At 61.5% G+C, this 24,822-nt stretch carries 25 protein-coding genes and 1 tRNA gene; 18 read left to right on the forward strand and 8 right to left on the reverse strand.

Features of this window, described 5'->3' with window-relative positions; translation table 11 throughout:
• Positions 1 to 29: 29 nt before the first annotated feature.
• Positions 30 to 590, forward strand: coding sequence for a DsbA family protein (locus tag BS629_RS07965; protein ID WP_018244101.1), 561 nt, complete (start codon positions 30 to 32; stop codon positions 588 to 590).
• Between the two features lie 203 nt (positions 591 to 793).
• Here BS629_RS07965 and BS629_RS07970 read toward each other — a convergent pair.
• Positions 794 to 883 (reverse strand) — tRNA-Ser (locus BS629_RS07970).
• Positions 884 to 1,190: 307 nt separating this feature from the next.
• On the opposite strand from BS629_RS07970, the gene rplU reads away from it, so the two are divergent.
• The 4 genes from rplU to BS629_RS07990 all read left to right on the forward strand — a co-directional run bounded on the left by rplU (position 1,191) and on the right by BS629_RS07990 (position 3,178).
• The gene (gene rplU / locus BS629_RS07975) at positions 1,191 to 1,508 is read left to right on the forward strand and encodes a 50S ribosomal protein L21 (protein ID WP_003543907.1); all 318 of its coding nucleotides are present in this window, start codon (positions 1,191 to 1,193) and stop codon (positions 1,506 to 1,508) included.
• 33 nt (positions 1,509 to 1,541) lie between these two features.
• Positions 1,542 to 1,811 (forward strand): 50S ribosomal protein L27, encoded by a 270-nt coding sequence (gene rpmA, locus BS629_RS07980; RefSeq protein WP_003567620.1) that lies wholly within the window; start codon positions 1,542 to 1,544, stop codon positions 1,809 to 1,811.
• Positions 1,812 to 1,937: 126 nt separating this feature from the next.
• Positions 1,938 to 2,594 (forward strand): GNAT family N-acetyltransferase, encoded by a 657-nt coding sequence (locus BS629_RS07985; RefSeq protein WP_018244102.1) that lies wholly within the window; start codon positions 1,938 to 1,940, stop codon positions 2,592 to 2,594.
• Positions 2,591 to 3,178 carry a GNAT family N-acetyltransferase gene (locus BS629_RS07990; protein WP_018244103.1) on the forward strand — a complete coding sequence of 196 codons (588 nt, stop codon included), beginning with the start codon at positions 2,591 to 2,593 and terminating at the stop codon, positions 3,176 to 3,178. The genes BS629_RS07985 and BS629_RS07990 overlap by 4 nt, the downstream gene beginning before the upstream one ends.
• A 33-nt stretch (positions 3,179 to 3,211) precedes the next feature.
• Here BS629_RS07990 and BS629_RS07995 read toward each other — a convergent pair whose 3' ends face one another.
• The gene (locus BS629_RS07995; protein ID WP_018244104.1) at positions 3,212 to 4,078 is read right to left on the reverse strand and encodes an endonuclease/exonuclease/phosphatase family protein; all 867 of its coding nucleotides are present in this window, start codon (positions 4,076 to 4,078) and stop codon (positions 3,212 to 3,214) included.
• Between the two features lie 84 nt (positions 4,079 to 4,162).
• Between BS629_RS07995 and obgE the strand changes: the two genes are divergently transcribed.
• The 7 genes from obgE to modC all read left to right on the forward strand — a co-directional run bounded on the left by obgE (position 4,163) and on the right by modC (position 11,501).
• Positions 4,163 to 5,239 carry a GTPase ObgE gene (gene obgE / locus BS629_RS08000; RefSeq protein WP_018244105.1) on the forward strand — a complete coding sequence of 359 codons (1,077 nt, stop codon included), beginning with the start codon at positions 4,163 to 4,165 and terminating at the stop codon, positions 5,237 to 5,239.
• Positions 5,226 to 6,395 carry a glutamate 5-kinase gene (proB, locus tag BS629_RS08005; protein ID WP_026188558.1) on the forward strand — a complete coding sequence of 390 codons (1,170 nt, stop codon included), beginning with the start codon at positions 5,226 to 5,228 and terminating at the stop codon, positions 6,393 to 6,395. The genes obgE and proB overlap by 14 nt, the downstream gene beginning before the upstream one ends.
• Complete coding sequence (locus BS629_RS08010; protein ID WP_018244107.1) at positions 6,388 to 7,671, forward strand: glutamate-5-semialdehyde dehydrogenase; 1,284 nt, start codon at positions 6,388 to 6,390, stop codon at positions 7,669 to 7,671. The genes proB and BS629_RS08010 overlap by 8 nt, the downstream gene beginning before the upstream one ends.
• The gene (locus BS629_RS08015) at positions 7,646 to 8,308 is read left to right on the forward strand and encodes a nicotinate-nucleotide adenylyltransferase (RefSeq protein ID WP_018244108.1); all 663 of its coding nucleotides are present in this window, start codon (positions 7,646 to 7,648) and stop codon (positions 8,306 to 8,308) included. Before BS629_RS08010 ends, BS629_RS08015 begins: the two co-directional genes overlap by 26 nt.
• Positions 8,309 to 8,833: 525 nt before the next feature.
• Positions 8,834 to 9,625, forward strand: coding sequence for a molybdate ABC transporter substrate-binding protein (gene modA / locus BS629_RS08020; protein WP_018244109.1), 792 nt, complete (start codon positions 8,834 to 8,836; stop codon positions 9,623 to 9,625).
• 110 nt (positions 9,626 to 9,735) lie between these two features.
• Positions 9,736 to 10,437 (forward strand): molybdate ABC transporter permease subunit, encoded by a 702-nt coding sequence (gene modB, locus BS629_RS08025; RefSeq protein WP_018244110.1) that lies wholly within the window; start codon positions 9,736 to 9,738, stop codon positions 10,435 to 10,437.
• Positions 10,434 to 11,501 (forward strand): molybdenum ABC transporter ATP-binding protein, encoded by a 1,068-nt coding sequence (modC, locus tag BS629_RS08030; RefSeq protein WP_018244111.1) that lies wholly within the window; start codon positions 10,434 to 10,436, stop codon positions 11,499 to 11,501. Before modB ends, modC begins: the two co-directional genes overlap by 4 nt.
• Here modC and BS629_RS08035 read toward each other — a convergent pair whose 3' ends face one another.
• Positions 11,502 to 11,879, reverse strand: a complete 378-nt coding sequence (locus BS629_RS08035; RefSeq protein WP_018244112.1) for a winged helix-turn-helix domain-containing protein — start codon at positions 11,877 to 11,879, stop codon at positions 11,502 to 11,504.
• Between the two features lie 204 nt (positions 11,880 to 12,083).
• Here BS629_RS08035 and rsfS point away from each other — a divergent pair, with 204 nt between their 5' ends.
• The 6 genes from rsfS (at position 12,084) to BS629_RS08065 (ending at position 17,878) form a co-directional block, all read left to right on the forward strand.
• Positions 12,084 to 12,533, forward strand: a complete 450-nt coding sequence (rsfS, locus tag BS629_RS08040) for a ribosome silencing factor (RefSeq protein WP_018244113.1) — start codon at positions 12,084 to 12,086, stop codon at positions 12,531 to 12,533.
• A 118-nt stretch (positions 12,534 to 12,651) separates the two neighbouring features.
• Positions 12,652 to 13,134, forward strand: coding sequence for a 23S rRNA (pseudouridine(1915)-N(3))-methyltransferase RlmH (gene rlmH, locus BS629_RS08045; RefSeq protein ID WP_018244114.1), 483 nt, complete (start codon positions 12,652 to 12,654; stop codon positions 13,132 to 13,134).
• Between the two features lie 187 nt (positions 13,135 to 13,321).
• Positions 13,322 to 14,722, forward strand: a complete 1,401-nt coding sequence (locus BS629_RS08050) for a murein hydrolase activator EnvC family protein (protein ID WP_018244115.1) — start codon at positions 13,322 to 13,324, stop codon at positions 14,720 to 14,722.
• Positions 14,712 to 16,034, forward strand: a complete 1,323-nt coding sequence (locus tag BS629_RS08055; RefSeq protein ID WP_017995549.1) for a S41 family peptidase — start codon at positions 14,712 to 14,714, stop codon at positions 16,032 to 16,034. The genes BS629_RS08050 and BS629_RS08055 overlap by 11 nt, the downstream gene beginning before the upstream one ends.
• 77 nt (positions 16,035 to 16,111) lie before the next feature.
• Positions 16,112 to 17,308, forward strand: coding sequence for a divergent polysaccharide deacetylase family protein (locus BS629_RS08060; protein WP_018244116.1), 1,197 nt, complete (start codon positions 16,112 to 16,114; stop codon positions 17,306 to 17,308).
• Between the two features lie 36 nt (positions 17,309 to 17,344).
• Positions 17,345 to 17,878 carry an RNA pyrophosphohydrolase gene (locus BS629_RS08065; RefSeq protein ID WP_018244117.1) on the forward strand — a complete coding sequence of 178 codons (534 nt, stop codon included), beginning with the start codon at positions 17,345 to 17,347 and terminating at the stop codon, positions 17,876 to 17,878.
• A gap of 87 nt (positions 17,879 to 17,965) precedes the next feature.
• On the opposite strand, the gene bfr is transcribed toward BS629_RS08065, so the two are convergent.
• The 5 genes from bfr to BS629_RS39660 all read right to left on the reverse strand — a co-directional run bounded on the left by bfr (position 17,966) and on the right by BS629_RS39660 (position 24,799).
• Positions 17,966 to 18,451, reverse strand: coding sequence for a bacterioferritin (gene bfr / locus BS629_RS08070; protein ID WP_017966050.1), 486 nt, complete (start codon positions 18,449 to 18,451; stop codon positions 17,966 to 17,968).
• Positions 18,417 to 18,815, reverse strand: a complete 399-nt coding sequence (locus tag BS629_RS39655; protein WP_018244118.1) for a (2Fe-2S)-binding protein — start codon at positions 18,813 to 18,815, stop codon at positions 18,417 to 18,419. The genes bfr and BS629_RS39655 overlap by 35 nt, the downstream gene beginning before the upstream one ends.
• A gap of 122 nt (positions 18,816 to 18,937) precedes the next feature.
• Complete coding sequence (locus BS629_RS08080; protein WP_018244119.1) at positions 18,938 to 22,402, reverse strand: error-prone DNA polymerase; 3,465 nt, start codon at positions 22,400 to 22,402, stop codon at positions 18,938 to 18,940.
• Entirely contained in the window at positions 22,399 to 23,943 is a 1,545-nt protein-coding gene (locus BS629_RS08085) for a Y-family DNA polymerase (protein ID WP_280817631.1), read from the reverse strand. The genes BS629_RS08080 and BS629_RS08085 overlap by 4 nt, the downstream gene beginning before the upstream one ends.
• Complete coding sequence (locus BS629_RS39660) at positions 23,855 to 24,799, reverse strand: ImuA family protein (RefSeq protein ID WP_018244121.1); 945 nt, start codon at positions 24,797 to 24,799, stop codon at positions 23,855 to 23,857. Before BS629_RS39660 ends, BS629_RS08085 begins: the two co-directional genes overlap by 89 nt.
• Between the last annotated feature and the right edge of the window lie 23 nt (positions 24,800 to 24,822).

Below are 24,822 nucleotides of genomic sequence, written 5' to 3' on the forward strand. Positions count from 1 at the left end.
CGGATACCTTACCCTCAGAGAGGAATTCCATGACGACCGCTTCCTGGCATGCAGATCCGCTGACTTGGGGCACTGGACCCCGCATCTTCGAAGCCTTTCTGGAGCCGACTTGCCCCTACTCGGTCAGAGCGTTCAACAAGCTCGAAGAACTGCTGAGCCAGGCCGGCGAGGACAAGATCACCGTGAAGATCCGCTTGCAGTCGCAACCTTGGCATATGTATTCGGGCGTCCTCGTCCGCTGCATCATCGCGGCCTCGACGCTGGAAGGCGGCAAGGAGACTGCAAAGAAGGTGATGGCCGCCGTTGCGGCTCACCGGGAGGAGTTCGAATTCGAGCGCCATGCCGGCGGCCCGAATATGGATGTGACGCCGAACCAGATCATCGAGCGCCTGGAACGCTACAGCGGCGTCAAGCTGAAAGAAGTCTTCGCAATCCCGGATCTCGACCGGGAGATCAAATGGCATTGTAAATATGCCAGGCAGAACGGCATCCATGTCTCGCCGACTTTCATGATCGACGGGCTGGTGCAGGCAGATATGAGCAGCGGTGATGAGGTTGGCGCCTGGGTGAAGAAGGTGCTGGGTAACTGACGAGATCCCGCACCAAGAGCCACCCAGGTATATTTGTCTCCTGCCTGTTTCGCTCAATGGATATCGGGCAGAATCAGCGCAAGCAATGCGCGATGTTTTGATTCGGGAACGGCTCTGGTGCGGCCGTGGAATGCATGCGATTCTGACCGCCGGTCACGGCAATCTCCCGGTAATCTCAAACGTTAATAATCCCGGGAAATTTATGGCGGAGAGGGTGGGATTTGAACCCACGATACCCTTGCAGGTATGCCGCATTTCGAGTGCGGTGCATTCGACCACTCTGCCACCTCTCCGCGGTCTGGTCGGCGCTTGTTCGGCGCGGGCGTTCTCATAACGGGCAAATGACAGGCTGGCAAGCCGAAAAGTCGAACCATTCCATCCTTTTGCCTTGACAGCTTTTTGTCACTCGCGTATCTCGGCTGCGCAATAGGTTTGGAGAAATCCGTGCCTAGCTCGTCCTGCGCTTGCGTAGGGCGCTTCACCGGCAGGAAGAGTTCGAGGATTAGACCTCTGAAATCCCTGCTTAACTTCGACTGATAAAAAGACGGCCACCTTGCTCAATCGGCGAGGAGAGCTGGAACGAACATGAAAGGATAAAAAATGTTCGCAGTCATCAAGACCGGCGGTAAACAGTACCGTGTGGCAGCCAACGACGTGCTGACCATCGAAAAGCTGGAAGCCACCGCTGGCGATTCCATTGAATTCACCGAAGTGCTCGTGATTGGCGAAGGCGCCGACGCTGCGATCGGTGCGCCCTTCGTAACCGGCGCCTCTGTCAAGGCAGAAGTCGTCGAACAGAACCGCGGCAAGAAGGTCATCGCCTTCAAGAAGCGCCGCCGTCAGAATTCGAAGCGTTCGCGCGGCCATCGTCAGCATCACACGGTCGTCCGTATCACGGACATCGTGGCTGCCAAGTAAGATCAACGGGACAAGGTTTAAAGGAGAACTCCAATGGCACACAAAAAAGCTGGCGGTTCCTCGCGCAACGGTCGCGATTCCGAATCCAAGCGCCTTGGCGTGAAGAAGTTCGGCGGCGAAGCCGTCATCGCAGGCAACATCCTCGTGCGTCAGCGCGGGACGCAGTGGCATCCGGGTTCCAACGTCGGCCTCGGCAAGGATCACACGATTTTTGCGCTTACCGCCGGCAATGTGAACTACCGAACGAAGGCCAACGGTCGCGTCTACGTGTCTGTCATGCCGAAAGCGGAAGCAGCGGAATAAGCCGGTAGCGCTCAAAAACAGCCGGCGTCTCATCGACCCGGCTGGCCGTATCAGGTTCAGTCTAGAAAACAGGGGAGATGGGGCGCCATCTCCCCTTTTTCTTTACCCCTCAAGGAGGACTGAACCATGCAAGGCGAATTGTTAAGGGCAGACCAATCACGGTCGCCCCGGGAAGACCAGCGGTCTTCCGAAGAACGGCTGAGGCCGGAACGGTTAAGGAGCGATTGCCCTGTCTTGTTATCGGAAAGGCTCGTCATGCGCGCGCCCCACGAAGAAGACATCGACGCCCTTGCCCATCTCGCCAACAACGCCAAAGTCGCCACCATGGTATCGCGTATGCCGCACCCTTATACCGCCGATGATGCTGCTGACTTCGTGCGTCGCACGAAAAATGGCGATATTGGCAAGTGCGTCTATGCGATCACCAAGGCCGAAAACGGCGCCTTTATCGGCTGCTGCGGCGTCGAGCCGCATGCGGACGGCAGAACCGTCGAGATCGGTTACTGGCTGGGCGAGCCCTATTGGAACAAGGGTTATACGACCGAGGCCTGCCATGCCCTGGTCGATATGGTGTTCAGGACCCGCCAGGACGTCGATCAAATCGACGCCCGTTGCCGGGTAATGAACGTCGCCTCGCGCCGCGTCATCCAGAAGTGCGGCTTCCAGTTCCAGGGATCGGGGCTCGCCGCCTCGCTGGCGCTCGGCAGCAACGTGCCGGTCGAATGGTACAGGCTCGACCGCAAGACCTGGATGTCCCTCCGAAGCTGGGGGAACATCGCATGAGCACGACTGCGCTGCAAAGGCCAGAGGTCAAGCCGATGATGCCCGGCCCCGCGCCTGTTATCTCGACCGCCCGGCTGACGCTCCGCCCCCACAGGCTGAGCGATGCGCCTGCGATCGCGGAATCGCTCTCCGATTTCGCGGTCACGCGCATGCTGTCCCGCGTACCCGCGCCGTTCGACCGGCAGGATGCGCTGGACTGGCTGATCCCGGTCACCTCGGGCACCCTGCCCGACTGGCCGCTGGCGATCACCGATAAGGACGATGTCCACATCGGCAACGTCTCGATCGAGCTGCGCCACGGCCGCTGGCACCTCGGCTACTGGCTGAACCGCTATTACTGGCGGCGCGGCTATATGAGCGAGGCGGTGGCGGCGATCATCGAGCGCTTCTCGCGCCGCATGCCGGAGACGCCGATCCATTCCGGCGTCTTCGCCGACAACCCCGCTTCACTGCGACTGCAGGAGAAGCTCGGTTTCCACATGACGGGTTGCGGCGAAATCTATTGTTTCTCTCGCAACACGATGGTGTCGCACATCGAAACCGTGCTGCAGCCGGGCATGCTGCAACCGCGAAAGGTTGCCTGATCAAAATCGAGACGTCGCCGCACCGGCGGCGTCTCAATCAACGATTTCGACCCATAGGGGGAAGTGATCGGAGCCCTCGGATTGCGTATCGATCCGGGCGGATTTCAATCGGCTCTGCAAGCCACAACTGACGAAACAATAATCGAGATGCATGCGTTTGCCGTGATCTTCGGGATCCATCCAGCTGTAGCTCCCCGGGCGATAGGCCTCGAGCGCCGCAAAGGCGTCCATCGGCGTGCCGATCCTGGCGACACGTCCATAATATCCGCCGCCAGCACCGGCAAGCGCGCAATATTCCGGCGATTCCGGCTCCATGTTGAAATCACCCATGATAATATAATCCTCCGGCAGCGGCGGCTCCGGCAGGTCGAATTCACCACCCCCCGTCAGCGACCCACCCTCCTGGACGAAGGCATTGATATGCGCGTTCAAGAATTGCAGTTGGCGGATGCGCTCGTCGGCGGAGACATGGTCGAGATGCACGGAGTAGACGCGGATCGCCCCGCCGGGTGCTGCGATTACCGCCTCGGTTGCGCCGCGCTGCGGGTTGATCTTGCCGATCGTGCGGCTGCGCGGCAGAAGCAGCGTCCGGGTCGAGACAACAGGCCAGCGCGACAGCACCATGTTGCCGAACTGAAAACGGGTGCCCGGCACCGGCTGGAGCCCGCCTTCATCAGCTTCGACATGCATGTCGCAGGCCGGTCCATACACCCAGAAATAGTCGGGAAAGAAGGCTGCAACATCGGCCACCATGTCGGCAAAACCGTTGCGGGAGAAACCGCGGGTCACCTCCTGCAGCGCGATGACATCGGCTCCCTCGAGGCTCCGGGCAATCCGCGCCAGATCGTATCTGCCGTCGAGACCGAAGCCGTACTGTATGTTATAGCTCGCAAAATTCACGATAATCTTTGACCTCCGTCGGAACCGCCTATATCGAATGGGCCAAGCCGGGCCGTCCAACTGCCACTGAATATTGGAAGTAAAATGAAATTTCTCGACGAAGCAAAGGTCTATATCAAGTCCGGGGACGGCGGCGGCGGCAGCGTTTCCTTCCGACGCGAGAAATTCATTGAGTTCGGCGGCCCGGATGGCGGTGACGGCGGGCGCGGCGGCGACGTCTGGGTCGAGGCCGTCAACGGCCTGAACACGCTGATCGATTTCCGCTATCAGCAGCATTTCAAGGCGACGATCGGCACCCATGGCATGGGCAGAAACCGCACCGGCGCCAATGGCAGCGACGTGACGCTCAAGGTTCCGGTCGGCACCCAGATCTTCGAGGAAGATCAGGAAACGCTGATCTGCGACCTGACTGTCGAAGGCCAGCGTTACTGTCTCGCCCATGGCGGCAATGGCGGCTTCGGCAACGCCCATTTCAAGACTTCGGTCAATCAGGCGCCGGATTGGGCCAATCCCGGTCTGCCCGGCGAGGAAAAGACCATCTGGCTGCGCCTGAAGCTGATTGCCGATGCCGGCCTCGTCGGCCTGCCCAATGCCGGCAAGTCGACCTTCCTGGCTGCCGTCACCCGCGCCCGGCCAAAGATCGCCAACTATCCCTTCACCACGCTGCATCCCAATCTCGGCGTCGCCACTATCGACGAGCGCGAATTCATCCTTGCCGACATTCCGGGCCTGATCGAAGGCGCCCATGAAGGGGTCGGCATCGGCGACCGTTTCCTCGGCCATGTCGAGCGCACCCGCGTGCTGCTCCACCTCATCTCGGCCCAGGAGGAAAAGGTCGGCAAGGCATATAAGACGGTCAAGCACGAGCTCGAAGCCTACGGAAACGAGCTGACCGACAAGGCTGAGATCGTGGCGCTGTCGCAGATCGACGTGCTCGACGATGCCGAACTGAAGAAGAAGACCAGGGAATTGGCCAAGGCCTGCGGCAAGACGCCGTTCCAGATTTCGGCCGTCACCGGCAAGGGCATGACCGAGGTGCTGCGCGCACTCCGCGATATCATCGTCGAAGCCAATACCGAGGAGAAGCCGGCCAAGGTGCCGAAGCTGCGCCATCGCGACATGGTCGTCACCGATGAGGGCGAGGACGATGACCAGCCGTAAGCCGCTTGGCCGCTACCGCCGCATCGTCATCAAGATCGGATCCGCGCTTCTGGTCGACCGCAAGGCCGGGTTGAAGAAGGCCTGGCTTGACGCCATGTGCGCCGATATCTCCGACCTGAAAGCCAAGGGCATCGACGTGCTCGTCGTCTCCTCGGGCGCGATCGCGCTCGGCCGCTCGGTGCTCGACCTGCCCTCGGGTGCGCTGAAGCTGGAGGAAAGCCAGGCGGCGGCGGCCGTCGGCCAGATCGCGCTGGCGCGCGCCTGGTCGGAAAGCCTGTCGCGCGACGAGATCGTCGCCGGCCAGATCCTGCTGACGCTCGGCGATACCGAGGAGCGCCGCCGCTATCTCAATGCGCGCGCCACCATCAATCAGCTCCTGAAAATCGGCGCCGTGCCGATCATCAACGAAAACGACACCGTCGCCACCAGCGAGATCCGCTATGGCGACAACGACCGGCTGGCCGCCCGCGTCGCGACGATGACCGGCGCCGATCTGCTCATCCTTCTCTCCGATATCGACGGCCTCTACACCGCACCACCGCATCTCGATCCGAACGCGACGTTCCTCGAGACGATTGCCGAAATCACCCCCGAGATCGAGGCGATGGCCGGCGGTGCCGCCTCCGAGCTTTCGCGCGGCGGCATGCGCACCAAGATCGATGCCGGCAAGATTGCCACGGCATCAGGCTGCGCGATGATCATCGCCTCCGGCAAGACCGACAATCCGCTGTCGGCGATCGAAAACGGCGCGCGTTCCTCCTGGTTCGCGCCATCGGGCACACCGGTTACCGCCCGCAAGACCTGGATTGCCGGGCAGCTGCAGCCGGCCGGCGAACTGCATGTCGATGACGGCGCCGTCGTTGCCCTCGGGGCCGGCAAGAGCCTGCTTCCAGCCGGCGTGCGCAGCGTTTCCGGCCTCTTCAGCCGCGGCGATACGGTGGCGATCATCGGCCCGGCCGGCCGCGAGATCGCCCGCGGCCTGGTAAGCTACGATGCCGACGACGCCCGTCGGATTGCCGGCCGCAAGTCGGCGGAGATCGCGGCCATTCTCGGTTATGCCGGGCGCGCCGCCATGGTCCATCGCGACGACATGGTAATGACCGCGCAGGTCGGTTCGAAATCGGAAAGGCAGAAGAAGGACGCGAGCTATGCTTGATACCGTTGCGCCAAGCCCTGACATTGACGCGCTGATGAACGACATCGGCCGCAAGGCAAGGGCTGCAGCACGACCACTGAGCTTTGCGTCCACCGAGGCCAAGAACAGCGCGTTGAATGCCATGGCCGATGCGATCCTGGCGAACAAGGCGCATATTCTTGCCGAGAACGCCAAGGACCTGAAGGACATCGAAGGCACCGAGATGCTCGCTTCCTTCGTCGACCGGCTGACGCTGAACGACAAGCGCGTTGCCGAAATGGCCGAGGGAACCCGCGCCATCGCCGCCCTTGCCGATCCGGTCGGCGAAGTCATCGCTGCCTGGGACCGGCCGAACGGGCTGAAGATCGAACGGGTCCGCACCCCGCTCGGCGTCATCGGCGTGATCTTCGAAAGCCGGCCGAACGTCACGGCGGATGCCGGCGCCCTCTGCCTCAAGGCGGGTAATGCCGTCATTCTGCGTTGCGGCTCGGATTCGCGCCGTTCATCGCAGGCTATCCATGCCTGCCTGGTCGAGGGCCTGAAGGCGACGCGACTTCCAGAGCATGCTATCCAGCTCGTGCCGGTCACCGACCGCGCTGCCGTCGGCGCCATGCTGCGCGGCCTCGACGGCGCGATCGACGTCATCGTGCCGCGCGGCGGCAAGAGCCTGGTCGCCCGCGTGCAGAGCGAGGCCCGCGTGCCGGTTTTTGCCCATCTCGAAGGCCTTTGCCACATCTATGTCGATGCCTCGGCCGATATCGAAATGGCGAAGAAGATCGTCGTCAACGCCAAGATGCGCCGCACCGGCATCTGCGGCGCGGCCGAAACCCTGCTCGTCGATGGCGCCGCGATCGGCACGCATCTGACGCCGCTGCTCGAGGTTCTGACCGAGGCCGGCTGCGAAATCCGCGCTTCGCCGACGGTGCTGAAGGTCGCGCCCGGCATGAAGCCCGCGACCGAGGAGGACTGGTCGACGGAATATCTCGACGCGATCATTTCGGTTGCCGTCGTCGACGGCATATCGGGCGCCATCGCCCATATCCAGACATATTCCTCCAACCACACCGAGGCGGTCATCGCCGAGGACCCTGAGGTGGTCGCGCGTTTCTTCACCGAGGTCGATTCGGCGATCCTGCTGCACAACGCCTCGACGCAATTTGCCGATGGCGGCGAGTTTGGCATGGGTGCGGAAATCGGCATCGCCACCGGCAAGATGCATGCCCGTGGCCCCGTCGGTGTCGAACAGCTCACCTCTTTCAAATATCGGGTGCATGGTGCCGGACAGACGCGGCCCTGACGTGACGACCGAGAATGTGGACCGGCACTATCTCCGCATGCCGCACAGCGAGCGCGGCATGGTCGTCGGTCTGTTCGGTGGTTCGTTCAATCCGCCGCATCAGGGCCACGCGCTCGTCGCCGAAATCGCCATCAAGCGGCTTGGCCTCGACCAGCTCTGGTGGATGGTCACCCCCGGCAATCCGCTGAAGAGCCGCAACCAGCTCGCCCCGCTTGCCGAGCGCATTGCCGAAAGCGAGCGTGTTGCCGCCGATCCCCGCGTCAAGGTCACCGCCTTCGAACAGCCGTTCGGCGTCAGCTACACCGCCAACACGCTTGCCCGCGTCAAGGCGCGCAATCCGCATGTGCATTTCATCTGGATCATGGGCGCAGACAGCCTGCAGACCTTTCACAAGTGGCAGAAATGGCAGGAGATTGCCCGCACTTTCCCGATCGCGGTGATCGATCGGCCGGGCGCGACGCTCTCCTTCCTCTCCTCGAAAATGGCCAGGACCTTCGATTTCGCCCGTGTCGATGAGGATGACGCGCGTGTTCTCTGGAAGAAGCGTGCGCCGGCCTGGACCTTCATCCACGGGCCGCGCTCCGGCCTGAGTTCGACGGCAATCCGCAACGGCTCGTCGCACGCCGACGCAGAATAGAGCGCCGCGCGCCCAGCAAGACGCATGTGCCGGCCTGATTTCAGAAGATCCTGGAAACGAGAAAGCCCGACGGGGGAGGAGATCCGTCGGGCTTATAAACTCGATCGACAACTGGGAGGAGGAGTGTTGTCGACCCTATCGAACGGCTATGGGAGGAGGAGAAGCCGTGTCGATGAGTATGTTTTATCATATTCGACAAAAAGGTGAATATCGATTGGTGCATTGCAGCAATGCATAGGATGCAAGTCTCGAGGTGAATTTGGCTTCCCCATTGCCGTTTTTATTAGCAGAAATTAAGAAACTGGTCCGGCCGCCGGGAGTCCTTGCGGTTTGCAAACTGACTCTCCGGTATTTTCACCCTGCTGATCTCACTTTCGGCGGAAGCCATGCACCTCACGAATGCGTGAACATTGCGCCGCTGCGAACGCGAGCGCCCAATACGGTTATATTTTCTTGGATATATCCCTAGCCAAGACGTGCGGCCCGTTATATTCGTCGCAATATTTCGAACCCCGGGGAATAATCATGCAAAACCGTCGCCAATGGATGAAGCTGGCAACCGCCGCGATCTCGGCCCTCTGGCTTGGCGCGACAGCGCTTCCGACGCCTGCCGCCGCAGCCGAAAAGCTCACTATCTTTGCGGCGGCGAGCCTCAAGAATGCGCTCGACGCCGCCAATGCCGCCTGGACAAAGGAAAGCGGCAAGGACGCCGTCGCTTCCTATGCGGCGAGCGGGGCGCTGGCCAAGCAGATCGAAAACGCGGCTCCTGCCGATGTCTTCATCTCGGCCGATCTCGACTGGATGGATTATGTCGCCAAGAAGAGCCTGATCAAGGCCGACACCCGCTCCAACCTGCTCGGCAACAAGATTGTGCTCGTGGCGGAAAAGGACAAGGCAAAACCGGTCGAGATCAAGCAGGGCTTCGATCTCGCAGGACTCCTCGGTGGCGGCAAGCTTGCCATGGGTGAGCCGAAATCGGTTCCGGCCGGTAAATACGGCATGGCCGCGCTCCAAAAGCTTGGCGTCTGGAAATCGGTCGAAAGCAAGGTCGCCGGCGCCGAAAGCGTGCGCGCCGCCCTTGCCCTCGTCGCGCGCGGCGAAGCGCCTTATGGCATCGTCTATCAGACGGATGCCGCAGCCGATAAAGGTGTCGCCGTCGTCGGCACTTTCCCCGCCGATTCCCACCCGCCGATCATCTATCCGATCGCAATCCTCGCCGAGAGCAAGAACCCGGATGCATCCGCCTATCTCGACTTCCTGAAATCCGACAAGGCGGCCGCCTTCTTCACTGCGCAGGGTTTCACCATCCTGAAATGATCTGGGCTTCCAAGTGATTGAGGGCTGAAATGATTGCGGAATCGTCGGCCGCAGCTTAGCGTGAGGGCTCGCCTCGGCGAGCCTTCGATTTTCCGGGGAGACCGTAGCATTTGGACATGTTGGGCTTGAGCGATGAGGAATGGACGGCGATCCTGCTCAGCCTGCGCGTCTCGATTGTCGCCATGCTGGCGAGCCTGCCCTTCGGCATCCTCGTCGCCCTGCTGCTTGCACGCGGCCGCTTCTGGGGTAAATCGGTGCTGAACGGCGTCGTTCACTTGCCGCTGATCCTGCCCCCGGTCGTCACCGGTTTTCTTCTCCTCATCCTGTTTGGCCGCCGCGGTCCGATCGGCAGCCTGCTCGACCAGTATTTCGGCATCGTCTTGTCTTTCCGCTGGACGGGTGCTGCACTGGCCTGCGCCATCATGGCCTTTCCGCTGATGGTGCGCAGCATCCGCCTGTCGATCGAGGCGGTCGACCGCAAGCTGGAAGAGGCGGCTGGAACGCTCGGCGCCGGCCCTCTCTGGGTCTTCCTGACGATCACTTTGCCGCTGACCCTGCCCGGCATCATCGCCGGCATGATCCTTTCCTTCGCCAAGGCGATGGGCGAATTCGGCGCGACGATCACCTTCGTCTCCAACATTCCAGGCGAAACCCAGACGCTGTCGTCGGCGATCTATACCTTCACCCAGGTGCCTGGCGGCGATGCCGGCGCGCTCCGCCTGACGCTCGTCGCCATCGTCATTTCCATGGCTGCCCTGCTCGCCTCCGAATTCCTTGCCCGTCTCGCCGGCCGGAGGATCGATCCGGAATGACGCTGATCGTCGAGGCAAAACAGAGGCTCGGCGCCTTTTCGCTCGATGCCGCCTTCACCTCCGAGCGCGGCGTCACCGCGCTGTTCGGCCGCTCCGGCTCCGGCAAGACCTCGATGATCCGCATCATCGCCGGCCTCGCCCGCCCGGACGAAGGCCGCGTCGTCCTGGACGGCGAACCCCTGACCGAAACCGCAACCGGTATCTTCGTCCCGAAACATCGCCGCCGCTTCGGTTATGTCTTCCAGGAGGCCCGGCTTTTCCCGCATCTCAGCATTCGCGCCAATCTCTCCTATGGCCGCTGGTTCGCGGCGAGACCGGCACACGGCGAGAGTTTCGACCACATCGTCGACCTGCTCGGCATCGAGACGCTGCTGGAGCGCAGCCCCGCGAAACTCTCAGGCGGCGAGAAGCAGCGCGTCGCCATCGGCCGCGCGCTTCTCTCCTCGCCCCGCCTGCTGTTGATGGACGAGCCGCTCGCCGCCCTCGATGATGCGCGCAAGGCCGAGATCCTGCCTTATCTCCAGCGATTGCGCGACGAAACCGACATCCCGATCGTCTATGTCAGCCATTCGATCGCCGAGGTGGCGCGGCTGGCAAACCAGGTCGTCGTCATGCGCGACGGCAAGGTGGAAGCGACAGGCCCCGCGATCGACATATTGAGCCGCCCCTCCGCCGCCTCCGAGCGGCGCGAGGCGGGCGCGCTGCTGGAAGGCACGGTGGAAAGCTTCGATGCGCTTCACCGCCTGTCGACTATCGCTCTGAAATCCTGCCAGCTCCATATTCCCGGTGCCGCCCTTGCGCCCGGCAAATCGGTCCGCATCCGCATTCCCTCCCGAGATGTCATGCTGGCGACCGCAAGGCCCGAGGGGCTCAGCGCGCTGAATATCCTGGAAGCAAGGATAGAAGCAATGTCGTCGACCGAGGACGGAACGGTGGAAATCCGGCTCGATTGCGGCGGCGATATCATTCTTTCCCGGATCACCACACTGTCCTGCGAGCGTCTGGATCTTCGACCGGGAAGGGCGGTCTTCGCCGTCATCAAGACAGTTGCCCTGGAGGCCTGATCAGCCGCGCTCGCCCTGCTGCAGGTTACGCTTGCCCTCGAGCCAGGCGAGATCTTCGGCAAGGCTGGTGCGCATCGTCCTTTCCATCCGGCGGAAACGCGCCAGCAATTCCTCGCCGAACGGCGTCAGCGCCGCGCCGCCGCCCTTCTGCCCGCCGCGCTGCGATTCCACCACCTGTTCAGAGAACATCCGGTTCATCTCGCTGACCAGCAGCCATGCCCGGCGATAAGACATGTCCATCGCCCGCCCCGCCGCCGAGATCGATCCGGTCTGGCGGATATGCTCCAGCAGTTCCATCTTGCCATGGCCGAGGCGATCCTCATCCGGGAAGCTGATTCGCAGGACGGGCACGAGTGTTTTTGCGGCTGAGTCGGTCATTGAATCTGGAGATCGTGGAATTTGCCACACTTTACGCTGCGGCATGGAAACTGTACACCGCCCGCACGAGGCCGCCCCGAGCAGCCAAATACTTCAATTCGAACGGCAGATCGGTTTTTCGGCCGTTCCGTACCTTAGCATGTCTTGAAACATTAATGGTTTGATGCCTATCTTAACCATGATCCGGTCTCGATCGGATCTGTGTTGTGCCTAGTTTGTCATTCCAGGAAAGGGAAAGCACTGACAACAGTACACGCCAAGGGAAAAACGTTCGCCGTTATCCCGAAGAGTGCGGAACGTGGCGCCGATGCCGCCGCCCGTGCCCTAGAAACCGTCCTCGCCAGCCTCGAGGACTCCAAAGCTGAAGATATCGTCACCATCGACATTGCCGGAAAATCGGCGCTGGGAGACTACATGATCGTCGTCTCCGGCCGCTCGAACAGGCATGTCATGGCGATCTCGGATCACCTGCTCACCGACCTTAAGGACGACGGCCTCGGTACGGCCCGCGTCGAAGGTCAGGAAGGCGGCGATTGGGTCCTGATCGACACTGGTGATATTATCGTGCACGTGTTTCGTCCCGAAATCCGCGAGTTCTACAACATCGAAAAGATGTGGGCGGCTCCGGATATGGATGAAGAAACACGGCACTGACAGGCGTGCCGGCATCTTGTCCGGCGCCTGAGACGTGGCATTGGCTGGCCGGAAAACATCACAAACCGGCCGGTGGCGTAGTGTGCGCCCGAAGTGCCGCATGAGCGGGAGCGGATGAATGCGAATAGGTCTTTTTGCGGTGGGACGGCTGAAGTCCGGCCCCGAAAAGGATCTTGTGGCCCGCTACCTGGACCGTTTTGCCAAGGCCGGCCCTGCCGTCGGCCTCGAATTCACCCGTGTTGCCGAAGTTGGCGAAAGCCGTGCCTCCAATGCGGAGACCCGCAAGCGCGAAGAGGCAGCGATGCTTTTGAAATCGCTTGCCGATGGCAGCATCCTCATTCTTCTCGATGAACGCGGCAAGGCGCTTGATAGCGAAGCCTTCGCAAACCTGCTCGGCTCCTATCGCGACCAGGGCAAACGAGAGCTCACCATCGCGATCGGCGGTGCCGACGGCCTCGATCCTTCGCTTTACGACCGTGCCGACGCCACGCTGTGCCTGGGCAAGATGACCTGGCCGCACCAGCTCGTGCGCACGCTGATCGCCGAGCAGCTCTATCGTGCCGTCACCATCCTGTCTGGTCACCCCTATCACCGTGTCTGATGCCGCATCGGCCCGATGTGTCGGCAAAGCGTCGGCCAATGCGTCGCAATGTCACGCAGCCGTGTTTGCTTGGCCACCCGTTCTCCTGCAAACGTTATGGCAAAGCGCATCAAATCAGCTTAGTCTCCGCGCGATTTGAGAAAGTGCCCCAACACGCATGACGAGAGCATCCACCAGGCGATACCGCATGATCCTCCCGGCTATCGCGGCCGGCGTCGGTGTGGCGGTGATTGTCGTGTCGGCAAATCCGTTCGTCGTCCGGGCGCAGGAGGCCGCGCCCGAGGCGGCACAATCTGCCCTGCAGCCGGCAGCCGAGCCGGCGCCACCCGATCCGGCCGCCGAACTTGCCGCCAAGCGTGATCAGACCCGTGCCGAACTCGAAACCCTGTCGAAAACGATCAGCCTCTCCACCGACAAGGTGAGCGCGCTTCAGCAGAGCATCGCCGATCTCGAAAAGAGCACCGAAAGCATCCGCCAGGCGCTGATTGATTCCGCCGCCCGCCGCAAGGCGCTCGAAAAGCAGATCCTCGAAAGCGAGAAGAAGCTTGCCGATCTCGGCGTCAAGGAGGATGGCATCCGCCGTTCCCTACACGAGCGCCGCGGCCTGCTGGCCGAGGTGCTGGCAGCGCTCCAGCGCATGGGCCGCAACCCGCCGCCCGCTTTGCTCGTCACCCCCGATGACGCGCTCGCCTCCGTGCGCAGCGCCATTCTGCTCGGCGCCGTTGTGCCTGGCATCCGCAAGGAGACCGACAAGCTTGCCGCAGACCTCGCAAGCCTCGCCGCATTGCAGACTGCAAGCGCCGCCGAGAAGGCCTCCCTGACCGGGACGATGACTGATGGCATCGAGGAAGAGCGGCGCATGGACCTGCTGCTTGCCGAAAACGACAAGCTCAGCCGCAACAATGCCGCCGAACTCGCGGCCGAAAGGAAACGTTCCGAGGAGCTGGCAGGCAAGGCGACCAGCCTTGAAGGCCTCGTCGCCTCGATGGAATCCGAGATCGCTTCGGTGCGGGATGCTGCCGCTGCCGCCCGCCAGGCGGAGGAGAACCGCAAGCTTATGACGGACGAGCAACGCGCTCAGGCCAAGGCTCTCGCCGACAGCGGTGTGCCCGATAAAAACCGCATTGCGCCCGCATATCCCTTCGGAGAATTGAAGGCGAAATTGGAGGTGCCCGTTACGGGCGATATCCTGCGCCAGTTCGGCGATGCCGACGGCACCGGACACGAGGCCATGGGAATGACGGTCGCCACCAATCCGGAGACGGTGGTGACGGCGCCTGCGGATGGCCTGGTGGTTTTCGCCGGCGCATTTCGCAGTTACGGCCAGATGATCATCCTCGACGCGGGCGATGGGTACCACCTGGTTCTCTCGGGAATGGATACGATCAATACCCGTCAGGGAAAATTCGTTTTCTCCGGCGAGCCACTTGCCGTGATGGGCGCGAAAAGAGTGGCAAGCGCAACTGCATTGGCGCTGGAAACGAACCGGCCAACGCTTTACATTGAATTTCGAAAGGACGGTAAACCGGTCGATTCCCGGCCGTGGTGGACCGCCAAAGACACTGGAAAGGCACGCAATGATTCGTAGGGCTTCTCTTGTTCTGGTCGGCGCATTGATGGGTGCGACCGCAATGAGCGTCATTTACTCGGCGGGTGTGCCGGCAGAAGCGGCCGGATCCTCGACCTACAAGGAACTGTCTGTTTTCGGAGATGTCTTCGAGCGTGTGCGTGCGCAATATGTGACGCCGCCTGCGGAAGACAAGCTGATCGAGAACGCCATCAACGGCATGCTTTCCTCGCTCGATCCGCATTCGAGCTACATGAATGCGAAGGACGCCGAGGACATGCGCACCCAGACCAAGGGTGAGTTCGGCGGCCTCGGCATCGAAGTCACGATGGAAGATGAACTCGTCAAGGTCATCACCCCGATCGACGATACGCCCGCCGCCAAAGCCGGCGTTCTCGCCGGCGACTATATCTCCGAGATCGACGGCCAGTCCGTGCGTGGCCTGAAGCTGGAAGACGCCGTCGAGAAGATGCGCGGCGCCGTCAACACGCCGATCAAGCTGACGCTGATCCGCAAGGGTGCCGACAAGCCGATCGAGCTGACGATCGTCCGCGACGTCGTCGCCGTCCAGGCAGTCAAGTCGCGTGTCGAGGACGATGTCGGTTATCTCCGCATCATCTCCTTCACCGAGAAGACCTATCCTGACATGGAAAAGGCGATCAAGAAGATCAAGGACACCGTTCCGGCCGACAAGCTGAAGGGTTATGTTCTCGACCTACGCCTCAATCCGGGTGGTCTGCTCGACCAGGCGATCAACGTCTCCGATGCCCTGCTGCAGCGCGGCGAAGTCGTTTCGACTCGCGGCCGCAATCCGGATGAAACCCGCCGCTTCAATGCCGGCCCGGGCGACCTGACGGATGGCAAGCCGGTGATCGTGCTGATCAACGGCGGCTCGGCTTCCGCATCGGAAATCGTCGCCGGCGCGCTTCAGGATCTGCGCCGTGCCACCGTTCTCGGCACGCGCTCCTTCGGCAAGGGTTCCGTCCAGACGATCATCCCGCTCGGCGAAAACGGCGCGCTGCGCCTGACCACGGCGCTCTATTACACGCCGTCGGGCCGCTCGATCCAGGGTACCGGCATCACCCCCGACATCAAGGTCGAGGAGCCGCTGCCGCAGGAACTGCAGGGCAAGATGGTGACCGAAGGCGAATCCAGCCTGCGTGGCCACATCAAGGGTCAGAGCGAGACCGACGAAGGTTCGGGCTCCGTCGCCTATGTCCCGCCGGACCCGAAGGACGACGTTCAGCTGAACTACGCGCTCGACCTTCTGCGCGGCAAGAAGACCGATCCGGCCTTCCCGCCGAACCCAGACAAGGCCGTCGTCGCCAAGTAGTCGATCACATCAAGGCCGGGCACCTCGCCCGGCCTTGACCCTTTCTGCTGTTTCCCGGTTTTGGAGCGGGCGAAAAATTGGGAACGGACCTGCATACGCCCCTGGGCCGCAACCGCAAAGCCGGCCGCAAGCGTCCGGGTTTTCTGCGCCTGGGCCGCATCGCCGCCAGTCTTTGCCTTTTCGCCATAGGCGGCTTTTCCCTCTATACGGCATTTCGCGGCGATGGGCTCGAACGCACCAAACCGCCGGCCGCCGAACAAGCCGCAACGCCCCCTGCCAATACGCCTCAGCCGCCGACGGCCACCACGGGCCAAGCGGCCGACGGCATGCCACGCGCCGACCCGCGCTCGGGCGCCAATGTCGAGCAGATGGTCACCGGCGACGGCTCGGTTGTCACCAAATACAGCCCCCGCCCACGCGACGGCGGCGGGCCGGTACTGGTCGACGCCATGCAGATCGGCCAGGATCCGCGCATGGCAGCCCAGCCCAATGATGCGCTGCTCGAAGAAACGCCTTTTGGCAGGCTGCCGATCGTCGGCCCCGATGGCCGGCGGCCGATGGATCAATATGCGCGTCCCTCGTCCGGCGCGCGCGGCGTCCGCATCGCCATCGTCGTCAGCGGCCTCGGGCTAAGCCAGACCGGAACGCAGCGCGCCATCGCCGAACTGCCGGAAGAGATCACCTTCGCTTTCGCCGCAAGCGGCAACAGCCTGCAGCGCTGGATGCAGGAGGCCCGCCGCGGCGGTCACGAGATCCTTCTGCAAGTACCGCTCGAACCTTTTGATTATCCGGCGAACGATCCAGGCCCCGAAACGCTGCTGACCACGAAGTCGGCCGCCCGCAACATCGAGAACCTGCACAAGGCGATGGGCGAGATCACCAACTATACCGGCGTCATGAATTATCTCGGCGGCCGTTTCCTGTCTGATCCCGCCGCCATGGAGCCTGTCATGCGCGACATCGGCAAGCGCGGGTTGCTGTTTCTCGACGATGGCACATCAGCGCAGTCGAAGACGGCGGCGATCGCCAAGGGAACCGAACTGCCCTATGCCTTCGCCGACCTGCAGCTCGACGGCCAGCTTGATATCAATGCCGTCCTGAAGAAGCTCGACGAACTCGAGCGCATCGCCCGCAAGAACGGACAGGCGATCGGCGTCGCCTCGGCTTTCGATGAGAGCGTTGACGCCATCGCCAAATGGAGCGAGGAGGCTGCGATGCGCGGCATCGAGATTGTCGGCGTTGCCGCCCTTTCCAACGACCCCAGGAATCCTTGAGAGAATCCCTGAGAAGAATCCTGAACGGAGAAGAAGATGAGTCAGGCGACCGTGAAAGCCGAGGATCTGCCCTACCGCCCCTGCGTCGGCGTGATGATCCTGAACCGCGATGGCCTCGTCTGGGCCGGGCGGCGCATCTCCGACGGCAATTCCGAATATGACGGCTCGCCGCAGCTCTGGCAGATGCCGCAGGGGGGCATCGACAAGGGCGAGGATCCATTGGACGCCGCCTACCGCGAGCTTTACGAGGAGACCGGCATCAAGACGGTGACCCTGCTTGCCGAAGCGAGAGACTGGATCAACTATGATCTGCCGCCGGCCCTGATCGGCATAGGGCTGAGAGGAAAATTCCGCGGCCAGACTCAGCGCTGGTTCGCTTTCCGCTTCGATGGCGACGACAGCGAAATCGCCATCAACCCGCCGCCTGGCGGCCATGAACCGGAATTCGATGCCTGGGAATGGAAGCCGATGCAGCAACTGCCGGAGCTGATCGTGCCCTTCAAGCGCGCCGTCTATGACCAGGTGGTGGCCGAGTTCCAGCACTTGGAAACACTTCAATCGGAAGACTGATTGCCGCTGGATGATTGCTACCGTTTGTGCTCGGCAGCAGGAATAGGGTCACCGGCCGCCATCGGCGGCCGGCATCTCGTTCGAATCTTATTCGGCTTCGTTGGCGGAATCGGCGTTGAGCTGGCCGTATTTGCTCTCGCCGATTTTCTCGAGCAGGTCGATCTGTGTTTCGAGGAAGTCGATATGACCTTCCTCGTCCGCCAGCAGCTCCTCGAAAAGTTTCATGGAAACGTAGTCGCCGGCGTCATGACAGATATCGCGCGACTTCTTGTAGGCCGTGCGGGCGTCGTACTCGCCGGCAAGATCGGCTTCTAGAACTTCCTTGACGTTCTGGCCGATGCGCAGAGGTGCGAGGGTCTGCAGATTGGGATGGCCTTCGAGGAAGATGATGCGTGCAACTAGCCGGTCGGCATGGTGCATCTCTTCGATGGATTCGGCGCGCTCCTTCTTGGCGAGCTTAGTGTAGCCCCAGTCCTCAAGAAGACGATAGTGAACCCAATATTGGTTGACCGCACCGAGTTCGAGGAACAACGCCTCGTTAAGCCGCTCGATGACCTTTTTGTCGCCTTTCAATGTCCGCTCTCCTGTTTTCCTCATGGAATTGTTTCAAGCGGGACATGAAATCAAATATTTCGGTCTCCGTCGAGTGGCGACGGGCGTGATATTCCTCGGTCGTCTGGATAATGATGTCGACGACATTGGGGAAGCAACCGCAGCAGCGGCCGCGTTTTTCCATGGCGTGATAGACCTTCGCAGGCACGATAAGCTGCCAACAATCTTCATCGAGAAGATTGGTGATAACCTCCCGGATTTCCTTATCGGTTATATAATTGCAGCTGCAGACAAGCACGTCTTCATTCCAAACATGACACTGACTATCGTGTTTTCTGCTAAAGAAGATGGTGGCTGTCAAGAAAAAATTCGAGTCCCGCAGCATTGAACAACGGTGTGCGAATGAGGCCTCATGCATATCGTCCGGGATTATGCAGCGGTTTCAGGATGATGACGCCATAAGGCAAATGAAGACAACCTGCATGGTCCTGATCGCTGCGACGTACTTCAATGGAAGTTGCGTCCGCGCGGCATCACCTCAGCGGTTTCCCCCGCGCCGGCATGGCGGCCTGTGGCAACCATCCGTTTTTCCAGCTCCGCCCGCTCCTGCGCATTCGCAGCCTTTTTCTGCCGCTGATCGACACCCGGCCTCAGCACCTCGTCTGCCCGCTCGCAGACGCCGAAACGCCGGGCCTCACGTTGCAGGATACCGAGCGCCGGCGTCATATCCTCGATATGCTCGACGACGGTATGGATCACTCCGCTCTGGCTTTGCAGCCTGCCGCGGATTTTCACCAGCCGGGCGCCCATCACAACTGAGCGGTATTTGTCGAATATCTTGTTCCAGACGATCGCATTGGCCACCCCGGTCTCGTCCTCCAGCGTCATGAAGATCACACCTTTTGCCGAACCAGGTCGCTGGCGCACCAGCACGAGGCCCGCAATCGTCACCCTCTGCCCGTTCGCGACCTTCAACAGATCGACATTGCGCGTCACACCCGCCTTGCGCAATTCCTCACGCAGGAAGGAGACGGGATGCGCCTTCAGCGACAGTGAGAGATAACGGTAGTCCTCGATGACCTGCTCTCCCGGCAGCATTTCCGGCAGCTTCGCTACAGGCTCGATCTGGAGGTCGACATGACGGACCTGCTCGAAGAGCGGCAGCTCCTCGGCCGCGCTCTTCACATCCAGTGCCCGCACCGCCCAGAGTGCGTCGCGTCGTGACAGTTTGAGGGACTGGAACGCATCGGCATCCGCCAGTCGCTCGATGACGGATTTCTGCAGACCGGACCGCAGCCAGAGATCGCGCACCGAACTGTAGCCTTCGCCTCGATTGCTGATGAGCCGTTCCATATCGCCTGTCGAAAGGCCCTTGATCTGCCGGAAGCCGAGCCGCACCGCATGCCGGGTCTTGATGATCTCGCGCATCTTGTCATGCCGGAAATCGATGGCATTCCGATCGAAGGCAGCCTCTTCCAGACCGCAATCCCAGTTTGATTCATTGATGTCGACCGGCAGGATCTTTACCCCGTGCTCGCGTGCGTCCCGCACCAGCTGCGCCGGCGCATAAAATCCCATCGGCTGGGAATTCAGCAGCGCCGTGCAGAAGATGTCGGGATAATAGGCCTTGAGCCATGAGGAAGCATAAACGAGCAGCGCGAAGGAGGCGGCATGGCTTTCCGGGAAACCGTATTCCCCGAAACCTTTGATTTGGTTGAAGCATTGCTTCGCGAACTCCGGATCATAGTCTTTTGAGACCATTCCTTCGATGAACCGCTTTTCGAAGTTACCGATCGTACCCGTTCTCTTGAATGTCGCCATCGCTCTGCGAAGCTTGTCGGCTTCCGCCGGTTTGAAGCCGGCGGCGGTAATGGCGATCTGCATGGCCTGTTCCTGGAACAAGGGCACGCCGAGGGTTCTTTCCAGAACCGTTTCCAGCTCCTTGCTCGGATATTTGATCGGAATGTTTTTGGCCCGCTGCTCTCGGCGCTTCAGATAGGGATGCACCATGTCGCCCTGGATCGGTCCTGGCCGCACGATCGCCACCTCGATGACGAGATCGTAGAACACCTTCGGCTTAAGACGCGGCAGCATGCTCATCTGCGCCCGGCTTTCGATCTGGAAGACGCCGAGCGTATCGGCCCGGCCCATCATCTCGTAAACCGGCTCGCCTTCGTTCCCATGCTCCTTGTTGCCGAGGTCTGCGAGCGTCTTCTTCACGTCGTAATGCAATTCGAGCAGCGAAAAGGCCTTCCGCAGACAGGTCAGCATGCCGAGCGCCAGCACATCCACCTTGAGGATCTTGACGTTATCGAGATCGTCCTTGTCCCACTCGATCATGTAGCGATCCGGCATCGCCGTCTTCATGATCGGCACCACCTCGTCGAGCCTATCGCGCGTGATGACGAAGCCACCGACATGCTGGGTGAGGTGGCGCGGGAAGCCGAGAAGTTCGGACGCATACTGAAGAACGTTTCGGGTCACCGGATCCTTGACGTCGAGACCCGCCGCCTTCGCGTCCCGCTCCGAGAGATTATCCTCCGACCAGCCCCAGACGAGGCTGCTGATCGCCGACTGGACATCCTCCGAAAGCCCAAAGGCCTTGGAGACCTCACGGCCAGCCGAGCGCGTACGGTAGGTGGTCACCCCCGCCGTCAGCCCAGCATGTTCTATGCCGTATCTTTTATAGATGAACTGGATGACCTCTTCGCGCCGGTCATGCTCGAAATCGACATCGATATCCGGCGGTTCGTCGCGATCCATCGAAATGAAGCGGTCGAAGAGCAGTGTGCTTTTTTGAGGATCGACTTCCGTTATTTCAAGGCAATAACAGATGACCGAATTTGCCGCCGATCCGCGCCCCTGGCACAAGACCTTAAGTTCATAGCGGGCGTGCTGGATGATCCCGTGAACCGTCAGGAAATAAGAGGCATATTTCTTTTTTTTAATGAGATCGAGTTCATACTCGATCTGTGGCGCCACCTTGGGCGGGATACCCTTGGGATAGCGTCTTGCCGCTCCCGCTCTCGTCAGCCTTTCGAGAGTCTCCTGCGGCGTTTCACCAGGATCGTTTTCCAGCGGATAATTGTGCTCCAGTTCCTTCAGCGAAAAGGTCAATTTGCCGAAAAGGGCCTGCGTATTGTCGATCGCACCAGGATAGTCCCGGAATATCCGGGCCATTTCACGTGAATCCTTGAGGTAACGCTCGGCATTCGGCGCCAGAAGGAATCCGGCTTGGGATATCTGCACATGCTCCCGGATCGCGATCACGATATCCGAAAGCGGCCGGCGTTCAGGATGATGGTAAAGCGGCTGGTTGGTTGCAACCAGCGGCACACGGTTTCGAGCGGCAAGCATGGCAAGCACCGCAAAGACCTGCCTGTCGCGGCCATCATAGGCTGGCGACAGCGCCATGAAAAATGCCTTGCGGAACCGTCTGCGGAACCGTTCCAGATAATCTTCCAGCGTCGACTGACCCGCCTGACGGTCGACAAGGGTGCGATCGGGAACGAGAGCAAGCATCATCTCATCCCCCCATTCCATGAGTTCCGCTTCCGTCAGAATGCAGCTTCCCTTGACCGCTTCTTCTTTCAGGTTGCCAGCGCTCAGAAGACGGCAAAGGTTCGCCCAGCCCCGCCGGTTCCGGGGATAGGCGAGGATATCAGGCGTTCCATCGGAAAAGACGAGACGCGCGCCCGGCTGAATCCGGATAGGATCGAGGATCTCCTCCTCTTTTCCTTCCTTCTTCGCTTGGGCTATAATTTCATCCCTGTTCTTATATCTCTCCTCAAGCTGCTCCGCCTGCGCATGCGCCCGCACGACGCCGGCAACCGAATTCCGGTCCGCAATGCCGAGACCGCCGAGCCGTAGACGAGCAGCCTGCACGACCATCTCCTCCGGGCCAGAGGCGCCTTCAAGAAACGAGAAGTTCGTCCTTGTGCCAGTCTCGAAGAATGCGCGCGCGATTGTCATGCGAACACGCCATGCATGAACCAGCGAGGATCAAGCGCCTGACCATAAAAGCCCCGCCGATAGATCCAGAAGCGATGTCCGGTCTCATCCTCGATGCGAAAATAGTCACGCGCCTCGGCGTCATTCCCATCGATCCACCATTCCATCGCAATCCGTTCCGGCCCTTCGCTTCTTGCCACCTGATGCTGCATGCGCCGCCAGCGAAAGATCTGCGGCGGACCATCTGGCACTTCGGCAAGTATGGTCTCGACGGGCTCCGGCGTTGCAAAGAGCCGCAGCGGACGCTCTTCGCGGAAAGGAAGCTGGATGTCCTGCGCTGCCTTCCGCTTGGGAAGGCTCTCCATCACAGGAACCGTGATGACGGCGCGTTCCGGAATATGGCTCTCGCGGAGCTGGAAGCTTTGCAGGCAATCCGCGCCAAGTCGGGCCGAGACCCGGTCGACGAAGGCCGAAAGCGAGATCTCTCCCTGCCGGTCGCCCTCGAAATCACCCTGCGCTTCGTTGAAGGGATCGTGCCGCAACACATTCAACCGCACGATCTCGAAACCATAGCCGGCATCGAGATCGTCATAGACCGCCTGCAATCGCTCGGAAAAAAGCCCGGCAATGAACTTTGGTTCGCGAAGCGGCTGCGAAGCACCGACGGAGGTGCGAAAGACCCTGCCGTCGACGCGGAACAGGACCAGTTCGAACACCCGTCCGCCAGCCCCCCGCGCCTCCAGCGACGGCTGCAGCGATAAGGCGACCTGCCTGGTGACGGTAAGGATCTGCTCTTCGGTCCCGATGGGCTCGATCAGACGGCTTTCGGCCGAAAGGCTGGCAACAGGACGCCGGGGCGAGACCGGCTCCTCTTCACGTCCCAGCGCCTGGTCGAGACGCAGAAGCAGCTCCGGGCCGAACCGGCGGGTCAGCGGCGCCCGCGGTGCATCGATGACGTCGCCGATAAATTTCAGACCGAGCTTGTTCAGGGCATCGACGGTTTGTCCCTCCAGCCGCAGGGCTGCGACCGGCAAGGACATCAGCACATGTTCCGTCTCTTCGTCCTCGATCACGCCGCCTTGCCCGAAGCGGGACGCGGCCCAGGAAAGGCCGGGCGACGATGAGACTGCGCCCCGCGCATCGAACCCCATATGGAAAAGCCGCGACAGCACATCCCGAAGAAGCGCCTTTTCACCGCCGAAGAGATGGGCGCAGCCGCTAATGTCGAGAAACAGACCGTCCTTGCCGTCGAACGCCACCAGCGGCGTATAACGGTCGCACCAGTCGGCAATTGCCTCCAGCAACCGGCGGTCGGCCGCCGGATCTTCTTCCGCGACTTCGAGCATGGGGTACATGGCGCGCGCTTCGGCAACGCCCAGCTCCTTCCTCAACCCCAGCCTCTCGGCCAACTCGTCCAGTGCCGTCAGCCGCATGGCATTGTTGAGCTTGCCGGAACAGACGATAGGCGGCGTCTCAGGACGCCCTTTCGAACGCCAGGAGAGCCCCCATTGCTTGCGGGCGATGCGGTCCGTTGGCAGATGCGGGAAGCTGAGCGCCAGAATGCGCTGACTGTTCGCCTGGAGGACGAACGAGGTTTGGTTCGGCGATAGGGAGAAATTCGCGTTCATGGGGGTTCCACTCCAGAAGAATGGAGAGCGGGGCCGGATTGCGGCTCTTCTCCAGCGTGAGACGGAAAATGGGATTGCCGATGCTGCCGGAAAGTTTCGATCCATCCGGCAACGGCCGCAGACCGGACGGGGCTGGTTCGACATGCAGACGGAAGGCCGCACTGCTTGCCTCCTCCGCCCCGGCCTGGCGGACAAGAAAGAGCGGACGGCGGGCAGCATGCGCCCTGAGACTGAGCCTGCGGCTTTCGGTCAGGCCGAAATGGGCGGGATTGCCTCGCACTTCAAAGATGACGGCCGAGAAGGCAGCGCTTTCCACTGCCACCTCCGCCAGCCAGAGCGCCTCGTCCAGCTTGCGCGGCGCCGCATGGAGAAACCGCTCCGGGCTCAGCCCGAAATCCCGAAGCCCGGGGGCATAGGGACGACCGGCCTCCAGCGTGCCGACGGCATCGCCGATCCAGAGCAACGGCAGAAGGCGGCCGGCATCCGCTTCCTGTTTTTGCAGTCGCGCGGCAACAGCCATCGCCAGCCCGCTTGCAGCACCTGCATCACGAGACAGAGCCGAGCGGAATTCGGTGATCGCATCGAGCGGCAGGCCGCCTTCCAGCGCCCCGTCGAGAAACTCCACCCCAAACGGCAGGGGCGGCAGAATGCGCTCCTGGCGGGTCTTGCGTCCTTCCGCCAGGGCTTCCTGCTCCGCTGCGGCAAGCGCCGGCGCGGGCCTTCCCTCCAGTCGGGCAATGGTTTCGCGGAGCGCAAAAAGCCGCTCGCGCGCCAGGGCGTGCTGCGCCATGGCGTTCTCCGATCCGTCTTGTT

This window comes from Rhizobium leguminosarum bv. viciae USDA 2370 (assembly GCF_002008365.1).
Taxonomy (GTDB): Bacteria; Pseudomonadota; Alphaproteobacteria; order Rhizobiales; family Rhizobiaceae; genus Rhizobium; species Rhizobium leguminosarum.